Source organism: Streptomyces sp. NBC_01463 (genome assembly GCA_036227345.1).
Lineage (GTDB): Bacteria > Actinomycetota > Actinomycetes > Streptomycetales > Streptomycetaceae > Streptomyces.
The window spans coordinates 5,869,416-5,886,183 of record CP109468.1 but is presented as its reverse complement, the minus strand read 5'-3'; the positions used below and the strand labels follow the sequence as shown (position 1 = coordinate 5,886,183).

Sequence of the window (16,768 nt, the reverse complement as noted above, 5' to 3'; positions counted from 1 at the left end):
GAATTCCTGCTGAGGCCTGTGGACTAACGGCCCGTTGTGGAAAACTCCGTCACCGCCACAAAGCGCTCGCGCACCTCCCGGTAGCGGACGAGTTCCGCCGACACCGGATCGAGCACCCGGGCCCGCCCGCAGGCCGCCGACGCCTCGCGCAGCCGCCGTTCGGCCTCCTGGCCGTACCGCCGCGCCGGTCCCCGGGCCGCCGCCGCGCACGACCACTCCACCAACGGGCCGCCGATGATGCCCGCGAGCATCACCAGAGCAGGCACCAGCAGTCCCGGCTCCAGTACCCCGATGATCTGGCCCGCCAGCCACAGGCCGCCGAAGATCTGCAGCAGCGTCATCGCCACCTGGGCCAGCACGGCCGCCGGCCACCAGGCCGGACGCGGGGGCTTCGTACCGCGGGCCGCGTGCGGCTGGGCCGTTGAGCCACGGTTCCCGGTGCGTGAACCGGTCGCGGTGTCCGTGGCGGTGCCAGCCGTGCCACCTGCGCCCGTGCCCGTGCCCGTACCCGTGGCGGTGGCAGCCGATCGGCCGGCCAGTTCGTCGAGTGCCTCGGGGAGTCCCTGCGCCCCGTGCACCGCGGCCTCGCGCACCGCCTGCGCCCACGGCCCGGGCAGCCCGTCCGCGGCGTCGTCCGCCACGGTGCGGACCGCCTGTTCGACCCGTTGGCGGGCGGTGAGGCGTTCCTCGGGCGGCGCGTCGAGGGCCGCCCGGTCCAGGCTTCCGGGCTGCCTGGTCGACTCGTACCAGCGCCACAGCCGCAGCCACGGCGTGCCGCACGCCCGTCCGGCGTTGCGGCGCCATTCGCGTTCGGCCGCCTGTCCGGCGGCGGCCGCGCCGACCGCCTCCGCGAGCCGGTCGGCGAACTCCTCCCGGGCCCGCTCCCCCAGTCCCGGCCGCCCCTCGGCGACGTACACGGGCCGGAGCCTGGCCGCGGCGGCGTCCACGTCCGCCGAGAGCCGGCGGGTCGCCGCCGTACGGTCCTGGACGAACCGGCCGAGCAGTTCGCGCAGTTCACCCACCCCGTCACCGGTGAGCGCGGACAGGGACAGGACGGTGGCGCCGGGTTCGCCGTGTTCGCCCAGGGCCATGCCGTCCTCGTCGAGGAGCCGGCGCAGATCGTCCAGGACGAGGTCGGCGGCCTCGCCGGGCAGCCGGTCGATCTGGTTGAGGACCACGAAGGTGACCTCCGCGTGCCCGGCGAGCGGCCGCAGATAGCGCTCGTGCAGGGCCGCGTCCGCGTACTTCTCCGGGTCCACCACCCAGATCACCGCGTCGACCAGCGCCAGCACCCGGTCCACCTGGTCGCGGTGGCCGCGTGCCGCCGAGTCGTGGTCGGGCAGGTCGACCAGGACGAGGCCCTGGAGCGCCTCGTCGGACGCGGTCGCGCCGGCCTGTGGCCTGCGCCGGAGCCGTCCGGGGATCGCGAGCCGGTCCAGCAGTCCCGCCGCCCCGTCCGTCCAGGAACAGGCCAGGGGCGAGGCGGTGGTGGGCCTGCGGAGTCCGGTCTCGGAGATCTGGGCGCCCGCGAGGGAGTTGAAGAGCGTCGACTTGCCGCTGCCGCTCGCCCCGGCGATGGCGACGACGGTGTGCCGGGAGGAGAGCCGCTGCCGGGCCGCCGCCTCGTCGAGGACCCGGCCCGCCTCGGCCAGGTCGGTCCTCTCCAGCCGGGCCCTGGACAGCCCGACGAGCTCGCGCAGGGCGTCCAGGCGGGGGCTGAGCGGGCTGCCGGAGGGAACGTACGCCTCGACCTGAGGACGTACGTCGTCCTCCTGGTCCTCCGGGGGCGCCTCGTCCGGCGCGGCCGGTGCGGACTCCTCGGTGGCGGGGGTGGCGCGGCGGGCGATGAGCCCGTCGTCCCAGCCGCCGGGCGGCCGCTCCCGGTCGGTCCCGGGGCCCCCGGCGGAGGCGGAGGCCTCCGGGGCGGCTCCGGCCGCCGGTGCCTGGGCCCGGGGGGCCCGGCCCCCGCTCTGTCCCGGACCTTCGTCAGTGACGGCAGTCATCGCTGCCACCTCTCCTTCTGCAGTACGGACAGGGCGGCGATCAGTTCGGCCTGCGGCTCGGGGGCCACGTCGAGCGCGTCCAGCGGGGCGAGCCGGCGGTCGCGTTCGCCGCCGAGCACCTGGTCGAGGTAGGTGGTGAGCAGGGCCCCGCCCTTGTCACGGAGCCGCAGGGCGCCCTGGGCTCCGATGCGTTCGGCCAGTTGCTCCCCTGCGGTGCGGGCGCGGCGTCCGCCGAGGAGGGCCGCGGCGAGGAGGGTGGCGACGGTCTCGGTGTCGGGTGCGGTGTTGCGTTCCATGAGGCGCACCTCCTCCTCGGCCAGTTCCTCCAGGACCCGGCGCCAGCGGCGTACGGTCATGTCGATCCGGCCCCGGATGTCCTCGGCGGGCCCCCAGCCACCGGCCTCGCGGCCCGACGCCTCGAAGGCGAACGCGCCGGCGGCCGGCTCCCGCCGCCATGTCGTACGGATCTGTTCGTCGGCGGCGGCCACCGCGCACTCCAGGAGCGCGGCCAGGGACTCCACGAGCGCTTCGAGCACTTCCTCGGACGTGCTGTACAGCGGGTAGCCGCGCCACCGGGTCCGGGCGTCGCCGGCCAGCGCGCCGCCGTTCTGGAGCCGCCGCCGGACGCGTGCGCCTTCCGTCCGGTACGCCTCCTCGACCACACCGGTCAGCCGTACGGCGGCCGCGTACTGGGCCGCCACGGCTCCGGCGAGCGCCGGCATCCGGACGTCGAGGGAGTCGATGACGCCGGCCGCCGTCCGGCCGACCGCCTGCTGGCGGGCCGCCGGGTCCTGCGCGCGGTGGGTGAGCCAGGCGCGGAGCGGGGCGACGGCGGTGGTGGGCAGCAGCCCGCTGCCGCCGCCCGCCGACTCCGGCAGTTCGGGGATGGTGAAGCGGGGCACCTCGCCGAGCCCGGCCTTGGTGAGCAGCGCGCCGTACTGCCGCGACACCTCGGCGATGACCTGGTGCGGCACCCGGTCGAGGACGGTGACGAGGGAGGCGTCGTACTCCTTGGCGGTGCGCAGCAGGTGCCAGGGCACGGCGTCGGCGTAGCGGGAGGCGGTGGTCACCATGACCCAGATGTCCGCCGCGCAGATGAGTTCGGCGGCCAGCACACGGTTGCGTACGACGAGGGAGTCGATGTCGGGGGCGTCCAGCAGGGCGAGTCCGCGCGGAAGTCCGGGGGCGGTCTCGACGCGCAGCGCGGTCCCTTCCTCGGCCGCGCTCCCGTCGAGGCCGTCGAGGTCGTCGCACTGGCCGGGGTCGGCCGACTCCTCGGGCGGCAGCCAGACCCGGGTGAGCTGGGGCAGCACCCGGATCCCGGCGAACCAGTGCTGGTCGTCCGGGTGGCAGACGAGCACCGGTGTCCGCGTGGTCGGCCGTAGCACGCCGGCCTCGCTGACCCGGCGTCCGACGAGGGAGTTCACGAGCGTGGACTTGCCCGCGCCGGTGGATCCGCCGATGACCGCGAGGAGGGGTGCCTCGGGGTCCTTGAGCCTGGGCAGCAGGTAGTCGTCGAGCTGGGCGAGCAGTTCGATCCTGGTCTGCCGGGCGCGTGGAGCTCCTGGGAGCGGGAGTGGAAGACGCACGGCAGCGACACGGTCGCGCAGGGCGGAAAGTGCGTCGATGAGCTGAGGCCGTACGTCCAAGGTCACCACATGCGAAGAATGCCCAATTTTGGCGCCTTTTTGAAGCGTATAGCCACCTCTGCGCGCCGGTTCCCCCGTCCGGACAGACGGGACGAGTGGGGCGCAGGCATAACGAGTGCACAACACCCGGGGCGTGAGGCGCCAAAAGCGGTGCAGGAATCGCACCTACCTGCGATTATCGTCTCGCTTCACCGAACCTCCACATCGTGCCACGCAGGTGAAGCAACCGGGACGAGTCAATCGGAGCCCTATCCTTGTCCCGGCAAGGTCACGGACCGCCCGGGTCCCAGGGGCTCCAGGCCACCGAGGCCACCACCGGCCCCCGTAGCTCAGTGGATAGAGCAGGCGCCTTCTAAGCGCTTGGCCGCAGGTTCGAGTCCTGCCGGGGGCGCACAGGTCGCACCATTTTGAGGCCCTCCACCCCGGAGGGCCTTTTCGCTGGTCAGACGCACACTAGAGCGTGGCCCGTAGAGGGCACGTAAGCGCCGGACCGGCCCCGTGAGGCTGCGAGGACGGTCCGGCACTGTCCGGCTGTCACCGGGTTTCTACGGGTGGCCACGGAGAATGCGCGGAGAAGTTCTCCGCGCCCCATCAGCCCGCGTCAGGCAGCTCGGGGAGGTCCTCCCCCGCCTCCATCCGCTTCTTCAGCTCGGAGAGCTGACCGGCCACACAGCGGGCGTAGATGGCCAGCAGGATCGGCACGCTGTTCCCTGCCCACTCCGCGACCTGTGCCGGCGGAATGCCGTCGTTGAGCCACTTGGTCAACCTCGTGTGCCGCAGGTCGTAAACCCGCTTGCCCAAAGGTGAGGCGAACTCATCAGGGGTGAGGACCTTCACACGCGCGGATCGCCAGGCGCGGCGAATGACGGACCCGGCAAGCAACTCGCCCCTCTCCCCCTGGAACAGCAGGTCGCTCGACTTCAGTTCCTCAGCCTTGATGTGCTCGCGCAGGATCCTTGTGAGGGACGGATGTCCTGGGACGACGCGGGTATCGTCCGCGGCTCGCCCCTTCAATCCGCGCTCCTCGTGGATGGCTCCGCTGTCGGTCCAGTTCTTGCCGACCTCCGGCTGAGCCGTGTGGAACAACAGCTCGCACCACTGGTCCGCAACGTCCGGGGCGGGCAGCCGGATGTCCCGCACCCGCATCGCCACTGCCTCCTCGGGGCGCGGGCCTGCGTAATAGAGCAGCGCGAAGAATGCGTGCAGCCGGGGGCCACCGCGGGAACGGCTGCGCACCCAGCCCAGCAGTCGGGCCGCCTGGCCCGTATTCAGGATTGCCCGCTTGTCCACCGCCGACGACGTCTTCGGCGCGGTTCCCCTGCCCTTCGGCAGGGGATTCGTCCGCAGAACCTTGCGCTTCACGGCGTGCTCCATGGCGACGTTGAGGACACGCCGATTTCGCTTTACGGAGCTGGCAGCGGCTCGCGTGCCGTCCAGCCGGACGTCGAACGCCCGCAAAACTCCGTCCACCTTCGCTGGGTCCTCCCAGGCCGACATGGACAGCGTGTTCCGTTCCACCCACCGGAGGATGGCCAACACCTCCGGCGGGGCCTCCTCGCGCCGCTTGGTGTTGAAGGCGAACTCACGCAGCGCTGTGCGCACGTCGACGGGCCGGAAGCCTGTCGGTGGCGTCCGCAGCAGAGCAACCGTGGTGGCCGTGAGCGCCTTGGATGTGTTCTTCCGGCTGTTGCCGGCCGTCCGATCCCATTGGAGGTCGGCGAACTGGACAGCGAAGTCGTACCAGTTCACGGCAGTGGCGCCCGTCTGATGGGAGACGGGCCGCCCCGTGCTGAAGCTGAATGCCTCACCGCGCCTGGTCGCGCTGACCAGCTCGGAGCGGAAGGCGTCCGCGAGTGCTCGTGTCGCGAACGGAGCCCGCTGCTCGTTGCCGTCCAAGGTCCATCGCACGGTGTACGTGGTGCCTCGTGCTCCCTTGTACGTCGAGATCTTCCAGACCTTGACGTTGTAGGTCGTTTCCATCAAGCGGCGTCCTCGTGGTCGTCGAGCCAGTTGTCCAAGTCGCTCCGCCGTACGCGCAGATCGCCGTTCGGGAGCTTGATGCAGCGGGGGGCGCGGCCCTTCTGGCGCCAGTCGTAGAAGGTCGATCGCGAGACGTGCAGTTCTTCGCAGACTTCGGGAAGGGTGAGCATCCTGGGGCGTGCCACGGCGTGACTCCTCTGCGAGGCGGTCGGGCTGTGAGTGGGTTGGAGCGACATTGCGTGGTCCGCGTGTGTCCTAGGTGCGGATTTCTGCGTCACAGCGTCACGAGCGTCACGCGGGCTTGTGACCTGGAGTTTTGCGTGACGCGGGGGTGTGGGGGTGCGTCATCCTGCGTCACGGGCTGCGTCACGGCGTGACGCAGGTGACGCAGGATGACGCAGAGATTTCCGTCTGCGTCACGCCTGTATCCGCAGGCCAGGGGCTGTTTTTGCCGTCCGCGTGACGCTGTGACGCAGAGCTTCCCTACTTAGGAAAAAGAAGGGGGTGTCTGTAGTAGTGCGGGTGGCGCTTCGAGCGTGAATGAGGGGCCGCTGCGCGGCGCGTCCTTCGGGCGGCGTTCCGCCGAACAGCAAGAAGAGCACCCGTCGGGGCGTGCTCTTCTTGCTTGTCCGGGTGACCGGTGGTGCGGGTCAGAACGCTGCCTGCTGCTCCTGCTGCTGGTCGGGTTCCGGGGCGGGGCGGCGGACCATTTCGAGGTAGCGGCCCTCGCGGGTCCGTCCGCTGTCGATGAGGACACCGCGTGCGGCCAGGGTGGGCTGTAGGCGCTTGAGCCGGTCGGAGAGGACTTTGCCGGTGGTCGGCCAACCCTTGGGCAGGGGGCGCAGTTCCTCGCCGCTGTAGACGGTGCTGAGGCAGTGCAGCCACTGCGTGGACGTCATGCGCTGCCCGTCGCCCGGGGCCATGGTGTCGGCGTGCGCGAGGACGGTCTGCGCGAGCAGGTCACCCTCGATCACGTCGTCGTTGAGGTCGTCCAGGCTGACGCGGTAGGCGTTGAGTGCTCCGAGGCTGTTTGCCGCGTCGACCTGGGCGCACAGGTGGGCGAAGTCGGCCATGCGTAGATCCGTGGGTGTCTCCGCTTCGGCGCCACGGACCTTGACCGTGAGGTCCAGGAGCGAGCCGAGGATGACGGGCAGGGCTTCCTCGAACTCGCGCCACAGTTCGGCCTCGGTGCGCCGGACGGTGGGCCGTTCCAGCCGCAGAGGCAGGAGGCGTTCGGCAAGGTCGGGACGGATGACGCCCACGTCGATGCCCGTCAGCAGGAGAGGCCGGCGGTAGCGGGAGCGGTGCACGTCCCCGTCGGTGAACAGGGCCCGCTTGACGCTCTCGGCCCCGGTGACGATGCAGCACATCGCGTCGGAGAGGTCAGGCGTCATGTGGGACAGGTTGTCCAGCGCGGTGACCCATCCCGCCGCGACGGCCGCGATCAGGTTCTCCTCATCCTTCGGGGCCCGGCGCAGGTCGCCGCTCATGCCCTCGATGATCCGCACGAACATCCGGCCCGTGGTGGACTTGCCCGCGCCCTGCGGGCCGGTGAGGAACGGTGCAGGGACGGGGACGGAGGGGCCGAGGCAGCCGATCAGCCATGCCATGGCCAGGCACTCGGAGTCGGCGTTGGTGAAGTTCGTCAACCGGAACAGGCGGTCGATGCCTTTGCCGTCAGTGTCCTTGGCCGGCAGCGGAAGTTCCCCGGTGAGCTGGGTGCGCCGCCAGCACACCTCACGCGGGTCAGGCACGGCGATGTCCCACCCGGTGGGGTGGATGCGGACGGACTGTCCGTCGTTGCGTCCCAGGTCCAGCCACGTCGCCCCGTCGAACCCGGGGGCGACGCGGATCTGTACGGCCTGGGTGTCCTCGGTCAGCGCCAGGGCTTCGATCAGGTCCAGGGCCTCTTTGAGGGCGGTGCCGTTGAACACGCCGACTCCGTCCTTGAACATGCCGACCATGAGTTCCTGGCGGTGGCTGCCGGTGGTGCCCTGGGAGCGGATCGGGCGGGCGACGGGGTGGCCGTTCTTCTGCGCGTAGACGGTGCCGTCGGCGGTGCGGAAGTACCTGAAATGCTGCTGTGCGTAGTCGGTGATGATCTCGCGGGCGGGGTTCTTCTCGTCGTCAGCCATGGTCACAGTCCCAACCGGGTCAGGGCGTTGGTCCACGCGTCGGTGCAATGCCGGGGGCTCTCGCCCTTGGTCTGGGCGGCGGCGAACAGCCGCGTGATGTGGGTGTCCGTGAGGCAGCCGCACCGGCCGTGAGCGGACAGCACCGCGAGGAACGTGCGGTACACGGTGGCGTGCACCGCGCACGTGGCCTCGGTGATGCGCTGCTCGGCCATGGCGATGCCACGGTCCAGGTAGGCGGGCATGCGGTGAGGACACTCCCCGCCACCGGCCGACGCGGGCACGGCGATGTGCGGCGCGGGCCGGGCCGTGGAGGGTTCCTTGACGGCCAGCGCGCGCACGGTGTCCGGAAGCTCGGTCATGGTGCCGGTGCCAGGGCCGAGCCACCGGGCGTAGGACATCAGCGACTTGATGTCCACGCCCGGCCGCACTGAGTTCGCGGACCGGATCGAACCCAGGTAGACCCAGTGCTCACCACGAGTGGTGGGGACGGTCCTGGTCGCGGGCAGCGTCTGATGAGCCCAGGCGACGGCCTGGGGATCGTCCAGGTCGACGACAGTGAGTCCAGCGCCGCCGGGGTGGTAGGCGACGGCTTGGGCCTGCTCCCACACGGACGCCCACGGGTGTCCGGTGAGAACAGCGGGATCGGTCGCGGCAGCGGCCCATCCATGGCAGACGCGGGGGCACTGGCAGGCACCAGGGGTCTTCATGTTCGGCCGGCCGCCACACGCGTTGTCCCGGCAGGCCGGGCAGTTTCCGAACGGGACTTTCCCCGCCCGCAGCGGCAGCACGGGGACGCTGCGGGCGCTCAGTGTCAGGGCGGTGTGCAGCAGGGTGTTCATGCGGCTTCGCTCCCCTCGATGGTGGGCTGGTGCCAGGTGGGGAGGCCGTTGAGAACGCGGGTGCGCCAGCGCATGGCGTAGTCGAAGCAGTTCGCGCAGTTCTTGTGTGTGTGGCCGGGCAGGGGCGGGCGCCGCCGGGCGTGATAGCTCCAGGCAGCGGAGTCCGCGGACGCGAGGAGATGACCAACCTTGGCCAGACCGAGGGTCTTGAAGCCGAAGCCGTGCAGGCGTAAGCCGTGGGCGGCCATGGCGGTGACGATGGCCGCGCCCTCGTTGGTCGACTGCAATCGGCACACCGACCCGAGTCCCACGGTGGGCTCAGCGCGCAGGTTGACGCCGGCGCTTTCGTAGAGCTCCCGGCAGTGCTCGTACTCCGGGATTGTGCGGCCCTGGAGTGTGGGGATGATCCGCAGGTCCGGTGCGAGGGAGCGCAGTTCGAGGAAGTTCTCCACCGTGCGGCGCTGGTGTTCGGCAACGCTGAGGTGGGTGCCGACGAAGTGCAGGGGGCCTGCCTGGCCTCCGTGGATGATGAGGTCTTCGCACATCCAGTCCTGTCCGGCGGCCCATTCGTAGGGGCCGACGTACTCCCAGATGCGTCGCAGATCCTGCGCGTATTGGCGGGGGGTGCGGGTCCAGCGGCCGTGGCGCTGGAGTTCCGAGAACCCGCCGGAGTCCACCGCGTACGGGCCGAGGGCTTCGGGGAGAGTCCGGGCCACCGCGAAGTGCTCGGACTTCAGGAACAGGGGCTTGTCGGTGAGCTTCACCCAATGCCGTTTGGAGGTGGTGAGGTAGAACCTCATGCCACCAGCGGGCGGCGGGAGCTCCCGGATGGGGACAGGCTGAGTCATGCTGGAGACCTCCAGAAGGTCTGTAGTGGGCTGATGGATGAGGGCGGCCCCAGGCTTTGGCGAGACGGGGGCCGCCCTCGGTGTTGTTGTGTGGGTGGTCAGGACGCCTTGGGCTTGCGGCGCGGCGGGGGGATGCTGGTCGAGGTGGAGGGGCGGGCGCCGGACTCGGGGTTCCAGCGGCCGGGCCCCTGCTCCAGCGGGGTCTTGGGGCCGGTGCGACCAGGCCCTCGGACGTCGTCGCGGCTCATGACGCCACCGCTGTACCGGTCTCAGTGCCAGGGTGGGTGAGGGTGCCGTCGGTCTGGCGGAGGAGCCGGCCGGTCTCGGTGAGGCGCTTGACGCTCTTGGACACGGCACCCTTGGACAAGCCGGTGAGCGACACCAGGTCCTTCTGTCGGACCGGCTGATCGGTGGTCTCGATGGCCTTGAGTACGCGGGCGGTCGCGCTGTCCTCGGCGGGTGCGGGTTCGGGTGCGGTGTTCTTCACGAGGGTGAGCGTCGGGGTGCCCGCGGCTTCCGAAGTCGCCGCCCCCGAACGTGACCAGGGGGTGCGGTCGGGCAGGGCGATAACGACGGCCTTGTCCATGTAGCGGACCTTGACCGGGTCGGGCTTGCGCTTCCCGTCACGGATCAAGGCCACCCCGGGGACGGGGAGTTCGTCGGCGGTCCATCCCTTGGCCTGCGCGTCCTCTCCGAGGACGACGCGGGCTTCGGCCGGCGTGCGGACGGCGAGGCAGATGGAGACGCCGATCTGTGGCGCGATCTGCTTGGGGATGCCGTCGCCGATGGTGGGCTTCTGGGTCATCCACCACAGGTCGATGCACGCCGCGCGGCCCATGCGGGCGATGGACTCCAGGGCGGGCAGCGCGGACCGGTTGGCAGTGCGGGTCTTGCCGTCGGCGGTCTCGGTTTCGTACGGGACCTTGTCGGCGGCGGTCATGACTTCGGCGCCCTCGTCGACGACGACCGTGATCCGGGGCCGGTCCGGGGTGGGGGTCCAGGTGTCCTGTCCCTTGGGCAGGACGGAGAGCCGATCCAGCATCTCGGTCTCCAGTTCGTCGGTGACGTCGATGACCTCGTGCGGGGTGGAAGCGACGCGTGCCCGGTGGTCCCACAGGCGGCCTTCTACGCGCTTGAGATCGATGATGACCAGCGCGTTGGCCGGGCCCTCGGATGCGTCGTACAGGAGCGGGCGGGAGGCGACGGACTTTCCGGCGCCCGAGCGACCGGCGATCAGCAGCCGTTCCCCGAGGGGCACGGTCACCTGCTCGCCGGTCACGGTGTCGATGCCGAGGGAGCGGCGCTCGGGAGTCCACGTCAGGTCGTCGCCGTCGGCGGCGCTGCGGGTGCGCAGGACGAGTTCGGCCCACCCGCCCTGCTTGCCCGCCTTGGTCTGGATGCGCAGGCTGGTGCGCGCTCCGAGCAGGGCACGGATGTGGTCCTCAGCGCCGCGGAGCTTGGTCGCGGTCCAGGTCCCGTCGAGGCGGACCGCGCACACGATTCCGGCGTCGGTCAGCTTCGGCCGGCCGGTGAGCGTTCCGGCGAGGCCGCGCTGTTCGGCGTGCTCCTTCCAGTACTGAGGCTGGAGGCGTTTCAGCAGCGCGGCCTCTTCGGCCGTGGGTGCGAGACCGGTGGTGTCACGCCCACGCACGGCGGTCCAGACCGTCAGCGCGGTGACGGCGGCGACCACGGCGATCGCGGACCACACCCACGCACGGACGGACACCTGCGGCAGCCACACGTACCCGGCGACCCCGAGAGCGGCGGCCGTCTTGGAGGCGAACAGCCACATCGGGTCCGGCACCCGACGCTTGGCCGTGCGCAACTCCCGCTCCGCGCGGTGGCGCAGGGAGGTGACTCCCTCGGGGTCGACGGCCTGCGCGCGTGCGAGTGCGGCGCGGGCGTCGGCCACGAGCGGCTTGCGCTGGGCGCGCAGAGCGTGGCGGCGGTCTGCTTCCTTGCGCCACCGGTCCGCGCTCCAGCGGGCGGCGGTGGCGGCGTACTGGCGGTGCGTACGCCAGACTTGAGACTGACTCACGGGATCTTCTCCAAGGGTTCTGAGTCGGTGAGGGCGGGCCCTGCACGGCCCGCCCTCACGCGGGTGTGCGTGTACGCGGAGTGAGCGTGTTTCCGGTTTCCTGGTTTCCCAGGGGGTCCCTACGCGTGCGCGCGCGAATCCGGAAACTCCGGTCACCCTGCGTCGCTACGGGGGTTGTGGCGGCCGCACACGGCCCGGGGGGTCTCGACCCACCCGGAAGGGGGTTCAGGCGCCCTGTGGGCCGCCCACGGCCTTCGGGTGTTCAGGAGGGACGGTTACCGGCGTCGCAGCGACTTGGAGGCCGCCTTGCTGCCGGTGCCGCTAACGGACTTCACGACCGTGACCACCCCCCACGCCATGACAGCGGCGAGGAATGCCAGCATCGCGAGGTTCGCGGCGATGGCGGTAAGGACACCGACCAGCAGCGGGCCGAAGTACACGCCGGCCGCGACGGCCCCGGCGCCGACGCCGGAACCGAGCGCGATGCGCTGCACGGTGCGGTCTGGCGGGGCGTGGTGGATGTGCTGGACGATCTGCTGCGGCGCCTGCTGGACGGGCAGGGACTGTGGGTCGGCGTAGGTGTAGGTGCCGTCCGGGAGTTGCACGACGGACAGCGGGCGGTGTGCGGGCAGGTTCGGGTCCATGCCGGGTCCTTCCGGGTCAGCCGTTCGGGGAGTCGTGGCAGGTCACGCACATGCCGAGCGACCGCGGGATGCAGTACCCGGCATCCCGGCGGCAGTTCGGGCAGGTACGGCGGGCCCGCATGGCCTTGGCCAGCGCAGCCGCACGGCCCGGCGTCATGGGGCGTACGGGCTTGGCGTGGTCGATGCGGTAGAGGTAGGCGAGCAGCGGGGCGCGGCGGCGGCGCGGGCGGTGGAGCACGGCGGCGACGTCCTGTCCGCCGGGTCGCAGCCCCAACGCCCGCAGCTGCCTGCGGGTCGCGTATCCGTCCGGGGCCAGGCGCCACCGGAACTCGGGCAGCGTGGCCATCACTCGATCGCCTGGCCCGTCGTGGCCGGGCAGCGGTGGGGCAGCCGGGCCAGAACGAAGTAGCGGAACACCGGGCTTTGCCGGGTGTACCAGCGGTCGCACTTCTGGACGTCCGTCAGGTACCACCTGCCGGTGCGTGCCGACCGTTTCCACGCGAGCTTGGTGTCACCACACCGCTTGCACGTCACCAAGGTGCTGACCTCGGCGGCGTTGTTGGTCGGGTGGACGCCCGCTACGAAGTGCTCCATCACGCCACCCGCTTCCATGCCGCCCGCAGTCGCACCTCGGATGCGGAGTGGCCGGCGGTCCGGAACCGGGTGGCCATCTCGCGGTACGACAGAGCGGGCGTCTCGCTGTGATGGATCTGGTCGACCAGCACGTCCAGCGCCTCGTCCGTGAGGGCGGGCACCGCTTCCAGCGCGAGCGCAGATACCGGCTCGGTGGGCCCCCAGACCGGGAGTTCCCATCGGGGTGTGACGCCGGGTGTGACGGGGGTCGTCACGCTGGTCAGTGCCCGTCCGGTGTCCTCGCCGTTGCGTGCTGTCTCCAGCGTCGACCAGGCCCGGGAGAGGGTGTCGGCGGTCTTGGCCTGGACGCGTGCGACGCGTGATCCGGCCTGTGTCACGGCCGTCAGGCGGGTCTCCTCGGTCGCGGCCTCGGCCCGCAGTCGGGCGCGGGCCACGGCTGCTTCGTCGCGGGCCTCCTGCTGGATGCCTCGGATGGAGCCCAGCGCGGTCGGGGTGAGCGCGGTCTGTTCCCACAGCCCGTGTACCAGCCACAAGGCTTTGGCCGCGACGGGGAGCCAGGCCACGGCCAGCCACGCGCTGGCGGACTCCTCGGCGGTTAGTGCGTGGGCGACCAGGACGCCGGTCGCGATGAGGCCGAACGCCCAGCCGACTGCGGTGACCGCGTTGCTGTGGTCGCCCTGAGCGGCCAGGCGGCGTTCGTAGGCGAGGGTGGCCAGCCACCCGCCGTCGATCCCGAGACCGACGACCAGGGCGACGGGCCACGGCATCGCCGTGCCCAGCCACATCATCACCACGGCCAGGGTGAGGACCATGGACACCGCCGTCATCGCGACGGCCGGCAGAACGGTCTTGGCCCTCATGCCGCACCCCCGAGGGTGATCAGAGCGGCGAGGACGAGCAGGGCACCGCCCGCGCAGGTCAGATCGACTGCGCGGCGCAGGCCGGTGAACTTGGTGACGGCCAGCCGGGACAGGCCAGCGATGTCCGCGCTGAGGTTCCCGGACAGAGTGGCGGGGATCTGCTCCGCGGTGAGCGTGGCCCACAACGGGAAGCCGTGCCGGCCGCCAAGGTTCGGGCGGACCGACCGCAGCAGCAGACCGGCCGCCGCGACCAGCAGCCCCATCCCGATCCCCCCGGCCACGTAGGCGGGCAGGTTCAGCGGCGCGTCCTTGGCGACGGTCCAGGCACCGGCCAGAAGCGCGCCGACGAACGCCAGCAGCAGACCCGTCTTGGTGTCGGTCCGCGCGATCTCGGCTTTCACCTCGGCGTGCGCGGCGATGAGAGCCTGGTGAGGAGTGAGGGTGCTCATGCCCCCACCCCCGGAACCTGCGACGCGGCGTTCGCCAGCGCACGGCGGGCGGCCAGCACCTTGCGGCCCGCCCTCCGGACCCGCCGCATGTCCAGCTCGTTCGCCGGCCGGTCAATGGTCATGATCTGCGCGTCCAGCAACTCGACTTCCGCCCGGATGAGCGGCATCTCCAGCTCGATCGCGTCCAGCTCGGCGGCCGACGGCTCGAAGTCGAGCGAGGCGGCCGTAACAGTGGCCTGAAGTGCAACGATGGTCTTCATGGGTCGTTTTCTCCTAGCGGTAGGACGGCCCAGAACAGCGGCCCCGGTGTGTCACCACCGGGGCCGCGCGCCGTCTGCGGGTGAAGCGGGAAAGGGTGTTCCGGCTCCCCTCTGCCCCGCCCGTACGACCCCGTGAGGTCGGACGGGCGGGGGAGGCAACCGGCCACTCAAGGCCAGGTCAGGCGATGACGCGAGGGGCAGGCCGCCCATGCCGGTCCAGCACGGACGCCGCCCACATACTTCGGCGACTCATCAGGACTCCTCTTCTGTCGCGGTCGGTCGGGATCAAGCACTGCAAGGGGGATCACGTCCCCACTCGCCGGCCGTTGCTCGCGGTCGCCGGGCCACCTCGCCAGTCGGGCCGAAGCCCATTGCGTCCTACCTGGCCTTTAGCGGGATTGCAGCGTCCCCGCCCTCTGCACATGCAGCACCTCTCGCCGGACCGAAATCCGGAGAGGTACATGTAGTACCTGTCCCTCATCATGCGGAGAAGGATTCGCGGCGTCAAGCCCATTCACTCTTCGGGGTTGCCGCGCCTGTCCGTCGATGTGCCTTCAGCTTGGCCGCTGCGGTAGAGACGTTGGACTCCGTACCTGTACGGCTGGTGCACGACTTGACTACGGTGAAGTCGTCCCAAGTCGTCCCACTGAGGGGAGAGCGCGGCATGGCGAATGAGCGGCTGCGCGGCGCGATCACCAAGAGCGGCTTATCGCTCGATCAAGTCGCAGAACAGCTAGGCGTGTCGGCCAAGACGGTCGAACGCTGGGTCAATGAGCCGAAACGGCAGCCGTACCACCGCTTCAAGTACGCGGCAGCCTCGCTACTGCGGTGCGAGATGTCCTACCTCTGGCCGGACGAGCGCACATCAGCGCAGGTAACAGAGGCTGGGAATGCTGAGCTGATCAAGCTCTACCCCCACCGTTCCGTGGTACCGAACCGCCTGTGGTCGCAGCTCTACGCCCGAGCCTCACGACACTTTGACTTACTCGTCTACTCGGGCTTCTGGCTCACCGAGGACGCGGCATTCCACCAGATCGTCAAGGAAAAGTCGGCGACCGGCGCCCGCATCCGATTCATGCTCGGGGACCCCGAGTCCGCGGCCGTCGCTGTGCGCGGCGAGGACGAGGGAATCGGGGGCGCGATGGGCAGCAAGATTCGCAACGCGCTGGTCAACTACGCCTCACTGTTCCAGCTCCCAGGGGTGGAGTTCCGACTCCACTCCACCACGCTCTACAACTCGATCTACCGAGCCGATGACGAGATGCTCGCCAACGGCCACCTGTACGGCGTAGGCGCGTACATGGCGCCGGTGTTGCACATCCAACGCGTCCCCGGGGGTGAGCTGTTCGACTCGTACGCCGAAAGCGTTGAACGGGTCTGGGAGACTGCGCGGCCCATCTCCTCGCCCACTGACCTAGGAGCTCCAGACACATGAGCCGAGTCGACTATTTCCGTGACCCCAACGCCCCTGCGGCCAACTCAGTGGTGCCCTCAGTCACGGCCGCCGTGCTCGACGCCGCGGGCAGGCTCCTGGTCATTCACAAGACCGACAACGATCTGTGGGCATTGCCCGGGGGCGGCCACGACATCGGCGAGCGCATCGCTGAAACGGCCGTTCGCGAGGTCAACGAGGAGACCGGAATCGAGGTCGAGGTAGACGGCATTGTCGGGCTCTACACCGACCCGGAGCACGTGCTCGCGTACACAGATGGCGAGGTGCGGCAGCAGTTCTCTATCTGCTTCCGGGCCCACCCGGTAGGCGGAGACCTCCGCACGAGCAGTGAATCCAAAGAGGTCCGCTGGGTGGACCCGGCGGACCTCGCTGAACTCAACATCCACCCATCCATGCGCCTGCGAATCCAGCACGCCCTGGACGAGTCACGTAATGAGCCCTACATCGGCTGAGTGTCGGCCGGGACAAGGGCCATCCGGCCCTCCACCCGTGCCGTGGCTGCGTGGATCTCCGGCGCCGCTCGCTGGATGAAGCGGCCAACGATGGTGTCCGGCCCGTACCGTTGCACGATCTCTTCCAGTCGGGCCGCCGGCGTCGTGTGGCCGCCGTCCGGGGTAGTGGTCATGTCCGACACGATGAGTGCATCGACCAGCTCAGGCTGCTCTAGCTCGAACTCGGTCTCCAGCTCATGCCGCAGTCCCCGTTCTTCGGCCTCCAGGAGCGCGCAGGAGTGATGCGCCACGAGCCGGACGACCCGCTCGTCGGCGCCCTCCTGGTCTCGGAGGAACCGGGCCCCGTCGAGCGGGTGGAAGCCGGTGGTGGCGATGGACGGGGAGTAACCGACATCGTGCAGAACGGCGGCGGCCTCCAGCAACTCGGCTTCGCGACCAAGGATCGGGTTGAGGGAACGTGCCCGCTTGGCGACCCCGAGGGAGTGCGCCCAGCGACGCGGCAGCGGTTCGGCCAGCATTGATTCGGAGAGCGAGTATGCCCACTCAGTAAGCCCCATGGAAGGC

General features: G+C 70.4%; 18 protein-coding genes and 1 tRNA gene. 3 read left to right on the top strand and 16 right to left on the bottom strand.

Annotated elements, in window-relative coordinates; all coding sequences use genetic code 11:
- Positions 1-23 precede the first annotated feature (23 nt).
- A complete protein-coding gene (locus OG521_26075; GenBank protein WUW24049.1) occupies positions 24-2,003 on the bottom strand; it encodes a 50S ribosome-binding GTPase in 1,980 nt (659 codons plus the stop codon).
- Positions 2,000-3,652: a dynamin family protein gene (locus OG521_26070; protein ID WUW26799.1), complete on the bottom strand. Its 1,653-nt coding sequence runs from the start codon at positions 3,650-3,652 to the stop codon at positions 2,000-2,002. The genes OG521_26075 and OG521_26070 overlap by 4 nt, the downstream gene beginning before the upstream one ends.
- 318 nt (positions 3,653-3,970) lie before the next feature.
- Here OG521_26070 and OG521_26065 point away from each other — a divergent pair.
- A tRNA-Arg gene (locus OG521_26065) sits at positions 3,971-4,043 on the top strand.
- Positions 4,044-4,243: 200 nt separating this feature from the next.
- Here the strand turns inward: OG521_26065 and OG521_26060 are convergent.
- The 13 genes from OG521_26060 to OG521_26000 all read right to left on the bottom strand — a co-directional run bounded on the left by OG521_26060 (position 4,244) and on the right by OG521_26000 (position 14,299).
- A complete protein-coding gene (locus OG521_26060; protein ID WUW24048.1) occupies positions 4,244-5,632 on the bottom strand; it encodes a tyrosine-type recombinase/integrase in 1,389 nt (462 codons plus the stop codon).
- Positions 5,632-5,868, bottom strand: coding sequence for a helix-turn-helix domain-containing protein (locus OG521_26055; protein ID WUW24047.1), 237 nt, complete (start codon positions 5,866-5,868; stop codon positions 5,632-5,634). The genes OG521_26060 and OG521_26055 overlap by 1 nt, the downstream gene beginning before the upstream one ends.
- Positions 5,869-6,282: 414 nt before the next feature.
- A complete protein-coding gene (locus tag OG521_26050) occupies positions 6,283-7,767 on the bottom strand; it encodes an ATP-binding protein (GenBank protein WUW24046.1) in 1,485 nt (494 codons plus the stop codon).
- A 2-nt stretch (positions 7,768-7,769) separates the two neighbouring features.
- The gene (locus tag OG521_26045) at positions 7,770-8,606 is read right to left on the bottom strand and encodes a DNA primase (GenBank protein WUW24045.1); all 837 of its coding nucleotides are present in this window, start codon (positions 8,604-8,606) and stop codon (positions 7,770-7,772) included.
- The gene (locus tag OG521_26040; protein WUW24044.1) at positions 8,603-9,454 is read right to left on the bottom strand and encodes a hypothetical protein; all 852 of its coding nucleotides are present in this window, start codon (positions 9,452-9,454) and stop codon (positions 8,603-8,605) included. Before OG521_26040 ends, OG521_26045 begins: the two co-directional genes overlap by 4 nt.
- Before the next feature lie 98 nt (positions 9,455-9,552).
- On the bottom strand, positions 9,553-9,702 hold the full coding sequence (locus OG521_26035; protein WUW24043.1) for a hypothetical protein: 150 nt from the start codon (positions 9,700-9,702) through the stop codon (positions 9,553-9,555).
- Positions 9,699-11,492 (bottom strand): MarR family transcriptional regulator, encoded by a 1,794-nt coding sequence (locus OG521_26030; GenBank protein WUW24042.1) that lies wholly within the window; start codon positions 11,490-11,492, stop codon positions 9,699-9,701. The genes OG521_26035 and OG521_26030 overlap by 4 nt, the downstream gene beginning before the upstream one ends.
- A 275-nt stretch (positions 11,493-11,767) precedes the next feature.
- Positions 11,768-12,136 (bottom strand): DUF6251 family protein, encoded by a 369-nt coding sequence (locus tag OG521_26025; GenBank protein ID WUW24041.1) that lies wholly within the window; start codon positions 12,134-12,136, stop codon positions 11,768-11,770.
- Between the two features lie 16 nt (positions 12,137-12,152).
- Positions 12,153-12,482, bottom strand: a complete 330-nt coding sequence (locus OG521_26020) for a hypothetical protein (GenBank protein ID WUW24040.1) — start codon at positions 12,480-12,482, stop codon at positions 12,153-12,155.
- Complete coding sequence (locus OG521_26015; GenBank protein ID WUW24039.1) at positions 12,482-12,730, bottom strand: hypothetical protein; 249 nt, start codon at positions 12,728-12,730, stop codon at positions 12,482-12,484. Before OG521_26015 ends, OG521_26020 begins: the two co-directional genes overlap by 1 nt.
- Positions 12,730-13,590 (bottom strand): protein spdB, encoded by an 861-nt coding sequence (locus tag OG521_26010; protein WUW24038.1) that lies wholly within the window; start codon positions 13,588-13,590, stop codon positions 12,730-12,732. The genes OG521_26015 and OG521_26010 overlap by 1 nt, the downstream gene beginning before the upstream one ends.
- Positions 13,587-14,039, bottom strand: coding sequence for a DUF5706 domain-containing protein (locus tag OG521_26005; protein ID WUW24037.1), 453 nt, complete (start codon positions 14,037-14,039; stop codon positions 13,587-13,589). Before OG521_26005 ends, OG521_26010 begins: the two co-directional genes overlap by 4 nt.
- Positions 14,036-14,299, bottom strand: coding sequence for a DUF6284 family protein (locus OG521_26000; GenBank protein ID WUW24036.1), 264 nt, complete (start codon positions 14,297-14,299; stop codon positions 14,036-14,038). Before OG521_26000 ends, OG521_26005 begins: the two co-directional genes overlap by 4 nt.
- Before the next feature lie 664 nt (positions 14,300-14,963).
- Here OG521_26000 and OG521_25995 point away from each other — a divergent pair.
- Both OG521_25995 and OG521_25990 read left to right on the top strand, forming a co-directional pair.
- Complete coding sequence (locus OG521_25995) at positions 14,964-15,734, top strand: helix-turn-helix domain-containing protein (protein ID WUW24035.1); 771 nt, start codon at positions 14,964-14,966, stop codon at positions 15,732-15,734.
- Complete coding sequence (locus tag OG521_25990) at positions 15,731-16,204, top strand: NUDIX domain-containing protein (protein WUW24034.1); 474 nt, start codon at positions 15,731-15,733, stop codon at positions 16,202-16,204. The genes OG521_25995 and OG521_25990 overlap by 4 nt, the downstream gene beginning before the upstream one ends.
- Here the strand turns inward: OG521_25990 and OG521_25985 are convergent.
- On the bottom strand, positions 16,192-16,761 hold the full coding sequence (locus OG521_25985; GenBank protein ID WUW24033.1) for an HD domain-containing protein: 570 nt from the start codon (positions 16,759-16,761) through the stop codon (positions 16,192-16,194). The genes OG521_25990 and OG521_25985 overlap by 13 nt on opposite strands.
- Positions 16,762-16,768: the final 7 nt, after the last annotated feature.

Coding starts and splice junctions, on each gene's coding strand:
- OG521_26035 (WUW24043.1), bottom strand. CDS start 9,702: ATGAGCCGCGACGACGTCCGAGGGCCTGGTCGCACCGGCCCCAAGACC.
- OG521_26000 (WUW24036.1), bottom strand. CDS start 14,299: ATGAAGACCATCGTTGCACTTCAGGCCACTGTTACGGCCGCCTCGCTC.
- OG521_25985 (WUW24033.1), bottom strand. CDS start 16,761: ATGGGGCTTACTGAGTGGGCATACTCGCTCTCCGAATCAATGCTGGCC.
- OG521_26010 (WUW24038.1), bottom strand. CDS start 13,590: ATGAGGGCCAAGACCGTTCTGCCGGCCGTCGCGATGACGGCGGTGTCC.
- OG521_26050 (WUW24046.1), bottom strand. CDS start 7,767: ATGGCTGACGACGAGAAGAACCCCGCCCGCGAGATCATCACCGACTAC.
- OG521_26055 (WUW24047.1), bottom strand. CDS start 5,868: ATGTCGCTCCAACCCACTCACAGCCCGACCGCCTCGCAGAGGAGTCAC.
- OG521_25995 (WUW24035.1), top strand. CDS start 14,964: ATGGCGAATGAGCGGCTGCGCGGCGCGATCACCAAGAGCGGCTTATCG.
- OG521_26020 (WUW24040.1), bottom strand. CDS start 12,482: ATGGCCACGCTGCCCGAGTTCCGGTGGCGCCTGGCCCCGGACGGATAC.
- OG521_26025 (WUW24041.1), bottom strand. CDS start 12,136: ATGGACCCGAACCTGCCCGCACACCGCCCGCTGTCCGTCGTGCAACTC.
- OG521_26075 (WUW24049.1), bottom strand. CDS start 2,003: ATGACTGCCGTCACTGACGAAGGTCCGGGACAGAGCGGGGGCCGGGCC.
- OG521_26040 (WUW24044.1), bottom strand. CDS start 9,454: ATGACTCAGCCTGTCCCCATCCGGGAGCTCCCGCCGCCCGCTGGTGGC.
- OG521_26045 (WUW24045.1), bottom strand. CDS start 8,606: ATGAACACCCTGCTGCACACCGCCCTGACACTGAGCGCCCGCAGCGTC.
- OG521_26015 (WUW24039.1), bottom strand. CDS start 12,730: ATGGAGCACTTCGTAGCGGGCGTCCACCCGACCAACAACGCCGCCGAG.
- OG521_26060 (WUW24048.1), bottom strand. CDS start 5,632: ATGGAAACGACCTACAACGTCAAGGTCTGGAAGATCTCGACGTACAAG.
- OG521_25990 (WUW24034.1), top strand. CDS start 15,731: ATGAGCCGAGTCGACTATTTCCGTGACCCCAACGCCCCTGCGGCCAAC.
- OG521_26005 (WUW24037.1), bottom strand. CDS start 14,039: ATGAGCACCCTCACTCCTCACCAGGCTCTCATCGCCGCGCACGCCGAG.